The sequence below is a fragment of the Micromonospora globispora genome (assembly GCF_003857015.1).
Classification (GTDB): domain Bacteria; phylum Actinomycetota; class Actinomycetes; order Mycobacteriales; family Micromonosporaceae; genus Micromonospora; species Micromonospora globispora.
The window spans coordinates 1-5,250 of record NZ_QGGF01000120.1; the positions used below are offsets into that span (position 1 = coordinate 1).

Sequence of the window (5,250 nt, forward strand, 5' to 3'; positions counted from 1 at the left end):
GAGACAGGCGGTGCCGGGGGCGGCGGTGGTGGGGTCGGCCGTCAGGTCGACGATGCGGTTGTCGGCGTCGACGTGCACCACGCGGGGCTGGTACGCGCGCGCCTCGGCGTCGTCCATCTGGCCGTACGAGATGAGGATGACCAGGTCACCGGGGTGCACCAGGTGCGCGGCGGCGCCGTTGATGCCGATCACGCCGCTGCCCCGCTCGCCGGGGATCACGTACGTCTCCAGCCGGGCCCCGTTGGTGATGTCCACGATCGCCACCTGCTCGCCGGGGAGCAGGTCGGCCGCGTCGAGGAGATCCTGGTCCACGGTCACCGAGCCGACGTAGTGCAGGTCGGCCTGGGTCACCGTGGCCCGGTGGATCTTCGACTTCATCATCGTGCGGAGCATCGGGCGCCTTTCAACAGGTGTGGTGGTGGGGGTCAGGACTGCGGGGCGAGGTGGATCGCCGTGTTGTCGATCAACCGGGTGGTGCCGACCCAGGCCGCGATCAGCAGCCGTGCCGGACCGGCCACCGGACCCGGTTCCAGGTCCGGGTCGGTGAGCACCAGGTAGTCGAGCCGGGCGTCGGCCGTACCGGGGTCGAAGGCCCGGTGTGCGGCGGCCAGCACCGCGCCGGCGTCCCCGCCCTGCTCGGCGGCCGCGACGCCGGCCCGTAGCGCGGCGGAGAGGCTCAGCGCGGCCTCCCGCTCCGGCGGGGAGAGGTAGCGGTTGCGGCTGGACAGGGCCAGCCCGTCCGGCTCCCGCACCGTCGGTACGCCGACCACCTCGACCGGCACGTCCAGGTCCCGCGCCATCCGCCGGACCAGGGTGAGCTGCTGGTAGTCCTTCTCGCCGAAGAAGGTCAGGTCGGGGCGGGTGAGCTGGAGCAGCTTCAGGACCACGGTGAGCACGCCGTGGAAGAAGCCGGGGCGGCTCTGCCCCTCCAAGTCCTCGCCGAGCGGTCCGGGGTTGACCCGGACCCGGGGCTGGCCGTCCGGGTACATGTCCGCCACCGACGGCGCGAAGACCACGTCCGCGCCGGCCCGGCGGCAGACCTCCAGGTCCGCGTCCAGGGTGCGCGGGTACCGGTCGAAGTCCTCGTTCGGGCCGAACTGCAGCGGGTTGACGAAGATCGTGACGATGACGTGGTCGGCCCGCTCCCGGGCGGCCCGCAGCAGCGTCTCGTGCCCGGAGTGCAGCGCGCCCATGGTCATCACGACGCCGACGGTGCCCGTCATCGCCTCCCGCGCCGCCGCCAGCTCCTTGCGCGTGTGCACCACCTCGGTCACCGTGCCACCTCAGTTCGCGACTGCGGGGCTCGCAGGATCGGCTCACTCCTCGCGCTCACGCCGCCACCTCAGTTCGCGACTGCGGGGCTCGCAAGATCAGCTCACTCCTCGCGCTCACGCCGCAACCTCCCGGTAAATCCCACCCAGCACGTCCAGCAGCGACTCCGCGTCGGCCGGGCGCAGCCGGCCGGCCGCGATCGCCCGATCCGCCGTCCGTCGTGCCAACGCCAGGTAGGGGGGCACGGATTCCGGCGCGGTCGCCGCCAGCCGGGCCAGGTGCCGGCGTACGGTGCCCGCGTCGCCCCGGGACACCGGGCCGGTCAGCGCGTCGTCGCCGAGCCGCAGGGCGTTCTCCAGCGCGGCCCGCAGCAGCGGGGCGAGCACCTTCTCCGGCTGGGCCACCCCGGCGTCGCGCAGCCGGTCGCTCGCCTCGTTGACCAGGGTGACCAGGTGGTTCGCGCCGTGCGCGAGGGCCGCGTGGTAGAGCGGCCGGTCCGCCTCCCCCACCCACTCCGGTACGCCCCCGAGGTCGGCGACCAGCCGGGCCGCGAACGCGCGCAGCTCCGCCGGGGCGGTCACCCCGTACGAGATGCCGGCGAGGCGGGTCAGGTCGTCCGGCGTACCGGTGAAGGTCATCGCCGGGTGCAGGGCCAACGGCCGGGCACCCACCGCGGCGGCCGGGGCGAGAACGTCGAGTCCGTGCGTGCCGGAGGTGTGCGCGACGACCTGGCCGGGGCGCAGCGCGCCGGTCTCGGCCAGGCCGGCGACCACGCCGGCCAGCGCGTCGTCAGGGACCGCGACGATCAGCAGGTCGGTGGCGGCTTGGGCGACGGAGGTCGCCGAGCGGTTCGCGGTCTCCGGAAGCAGCAGCGCGATCCGCGCCTTCGCGGCACCGGAGACGCCGGAGGCGGCGACCACCCGGTGGCCGGCGGCGGCGAGCGCCGCGCCGAGCACGGCACCGACCCGACCGGCGCCGAGCACGCCGACGGTGAGGATGCGGGGAAAGACGAGCGAGGCGCCGGTGGAGGCGCCACCCGACGGTGCGGCGGGCCCGTGCGGGGCGGCCGGACGCGGGCGCAGCGGTGCGCTCATGGCAATCGATCCAGTCCTCGAAGGGGGTACCGGTCGATGGCAAGTATGCGCCGGAGTTACGGAGCGAAAACAAGCATGTGTGAAAACCTTCACGGGGCGTGTGGAAGGCGGAATTCTGGGCACTGTGCGACCCGCCGGAGGCTCGGATCAGCCGCCGTCTCCCGCCCTTCCCGCCCCCGGCCCGTACGGTCGGCGGGTGACCTTCACCGACCGGCTGCCCTGGCGGGTGGCGATGGAGCGGGCGCTCTACGGGCCCGGGGGCTTCTTCGTCTCCGGCGCCGGTCCGGCGGCCCACTTCCGCACCAGCGTGCACGCCTCCCCCCTCTTCGCCTCAGCGCTGTTCCGCCTTCTCTCTCAGGTCGATGTCGCGCTCGGTCACCCGGCCCGGCTTGACCTCATGGACGTGGGGGCGGGCCGTGGCGAGCTCCTCTCGGCCCTCGCTGGCCACGCCGGCCGTTCGTCACTCGCCGACCGCCTGCGGCTCACCGCCGTGGAGCGGGCGGGCCGACCGGCGGATCTGCCGGAGGAGATCGACTGGGTGGGCTCGGTTCCGAGCGGGATCACCGGGCTGCTGCTGGCCACCGAGTGGCTGGACAACGTGCCGCTGGACGTGGCGGTGTGGGCCGAGGACGGGTGGCGCTACGTGCTGGTGGACCCGACCACCGGCGAGGAGTCGATCGGCGACGAGGTGAGGGGTGACGACGCCGACTGGCTGACCACCTGGTGGTCCGCCCCTGCGGCGGGCACCCGGGCGGAGATCGGGCGGACGAGGGACGAAGCCTGGGCCGATGCGGTCGGAAGGATCGACCGGGGCGGCGCCCTGGCCGTCGACTACGGGCACCTGCGGGGCGACCGACCCGTGGACGGGAGCCTGACCGGCTACCGGGGTGGCCGGCAGGTGGGGCCGGTGCCGGACGGGTCGTGCGACGTCACGGCACACGTGGCCATGGACTCGGTCGCCTCCGCCGGCGAGCGGGTCGCCCGGTGTGCGTACACCCTGATCTCGCAGCGGGAGGGGCTGCGGGCGCTCGGGGCCGACGGCGGGCGACCGCCGCTGAGCCTGGCCGCCAGCGACCCGGCCGGCTACGTCCGGGCGCTCGCCGCCGCCTCGGCGGTGGCCGAACTGACCGACCCGGCCGGGCTCGGCGGACACTGGTGGCTGCTGCAACCGGTCGGCGTCGCGCTCGGGCCCCTCATGGCACGATGACGGACATGACCACCGAGGCCGACCTCCGCGAACTGACCGTCGGCACTGGCGCCGGCGGGGAGCAGCTCGGCACCGACATGGTGCTCAACATCGGCCCCCAGCACCCCTCCACGCACGGCGTGCTCCGGTTGAAGCTGGTGCTCGACGGCGAGCGGGTGGTCTCCGCCGAACCGATCGTCGGCTACATGCACCGCGGCGCGGAGAAGCTGTTCGAGGTACGCGACTACCGGCAGATCATCGTGCTGGCCAACCGGCACGACTGGCTGTCGGCGTTCGCCAACGAGCTGGGCGTCGTGCTCGCCGTCGAGCGGCTGATGGGCATGGAGGTACCGGAGCGGGCGGTCTGGCTGCGGATGGCGCTCGCTGAGCTGAACCGGGTGCTCAACCACCTGATGTTCCTCGGCTCGTACCCGCTGGAGATCGGCGCGATCACCCCGATGTTCTACGCGTTCCGGGAACGGGAGACCCTCCAGGCGGTGATGGAGGAGGTCTCCGGCGGCCGGATCCACTACATGTTCAACCGGGTGGGTGGGCTCAAGGAGGAGGTGCCGGCCGGCTGGACGGGGCGGGCCCGGGTCGCCATCGGGGAGGTCCGGCGGCGGCTGCCGGACCTGGACAACCTCATCCGGCGCAACGACATCTTCCTGGCCCGCACCGTCGGTGTGGGGGTGCTCTCCGCCGCCGACGCCGCCGCGTTCGGCGCGTCCGGGCCGGTCGCCCGGGCCTCCGGCCTCGACCTGGACCTGCGCCGGGACGAGCCGTACCTGGCGTACGACCAGCTCGACGTGCCCGTGGTCACCAAGACCGCCGGGGACTGCCACGCCCGCTTCGAGGTGCTGCTCGACCAGGTGTACGTCTCGCTCGACCTCGCCGAGCAGTGCCTGGACCGGGTCGACCGGCTCACCGGGCCGGTGAACACCCGACTCCCCAAGGTGGTCAAGGCGCCCGAGGGGCACACCTACGCCTGGACCGAAAACCCGCTCGGCATCAACGGCTACTACCTGGTGTCCCGCGGCGAGAAGACCCCGTGGCGGCTCAAGCTGCGCACCGCGTCGTACGCCAACGTGCAGGCGCTCGCCACGCTGCTCCCCGGCTGCCTGGTGCCGGACCTGATCGCCATCCTCGGGTCGATGTTCTTCGTCGTCGGGGACATCGACAAGTAGCCGGCGACCGTCCAGTCAGCGCCAGCGGTCGCTGGAACGGGCGCCACCGGCCCGCGGCCCGTCGTCCTGCGGCGGGTAACCGTACCGCTCCTGGGCCGCCCGGGAGCGGCCGTACATGGCCGGTTCGGGCTCGGCCGTCCGCCACTCGGGCTGCCCGGTCCGCTGAGTCGGCGGGCGCCACTCGTCGGGCACCGGCACCCCGCCGACCGGGAGCGCCGGCCGGCTCTCCTCCGCCCAGCCGGCGCCCGCATCCCAGTCCCGGTCCTGGTCGGGGCGGGGTTCGCTGCGGCGTACCGACGCCCAGCGGTCCTCCACCCGGTACTCGGTGCCGCCATCGTCGGCGTGCACCGCGGCCCGCCGCTCACCCACCCGCACCTCGCGGCCGTGCTCGTCGTCCCGGACCGAGGCCCACCGGCCGCCGGTCCGCATCTCCGACCAGTAGTCGTCGTCGGAGGCGTCCGCTGACAGGCCGGCGGGGCGAGCTGGCTGCTCCGCCGCGGCCCAGCCCCGACCC

General features: G+C 74.0%; 5 protein-coding genes and 1 pseudogene. 2 read left to right on the forward strand and 4 right to left on the reverse strand.

From position 1 onward, the window contains the following. The 3 genes from panD to DKL51_RS04370 all read right to left on the reverse strand — a co-directional run. On the reverse strand, window positions 1-393 hold a 393-nt coding region (gene panD / locus DKL51_RS04360), incomplete at its 3' end, for an aspartate 1-decarboxylase (protein ID WP_124811751.1). A gap of 32 nt (window positions 394-425) precedes the next feature. Further along, complete coding sequence (panC, locus tag DKL51_RS04365; RefSeq protein WP_109947871.1) at window positions 426-1,274, reverse strand: pantoate--beta-alanine ligase; 849 nt, start codon at window positions 1,272-1,274, stop codon at window positions 426-428. Between the two features lie 114 nt (window positions 1,275-1,388). Beyond that, window positions 1,389-2,366 (reverse strand): Rossmann-like and DUF2520 domain-containing protein, encoded by a 978-nt coding sequence (locus DKL51_RS04370; RefSeq protein WP_124811752.1) that lies wholly within the window; start codon window positions 2,364-2,366, stop codon window positions 1,389-1,391. Between the two features lie 232 nt (window positions 2,367-2,598). On the opposite strand from DKL51_RS04370, the gene DKL51_RS04375 reads away from it, so the two are divergent. Further along, a complete protein-coding gene (locus tag DKL51_RS04375; protein ID WP_221623129.1) occupies window positions 2,599-3,573 on the forward strand; it encodes an SAM-dependent methyltransferase in 975 nt (324 codons plus the stop codon). Then, window positions 3,570-4,736 (forward strand): NADH-quinone oxidoreductase subunit D, encoded by a 1,167-nt coding sequence (locus DKL51_RS04380; RefSeq protein WP_185734702.1) that lies wholly within the window; start codon window positions 3,570-3,572, stop codon window positions 4,734-4,736. The genes DKL51_RS04375 and DKL51_RS04380 overlap by 4 nt, the downstream gene beginning before the upstream one ends. A 15-nt stretch (window positions 4,737-4,751) precedes the next feature. On the opposite strand, the pseudogene DKL51_RS34725 reads toward DKL51_RS04380, so the two are convergent. After that, window positions 4,752-5,250, reverse strand: a pseudogene (locus DKL51_RS34725) (hypothetical protein); the annotation flags it as partial.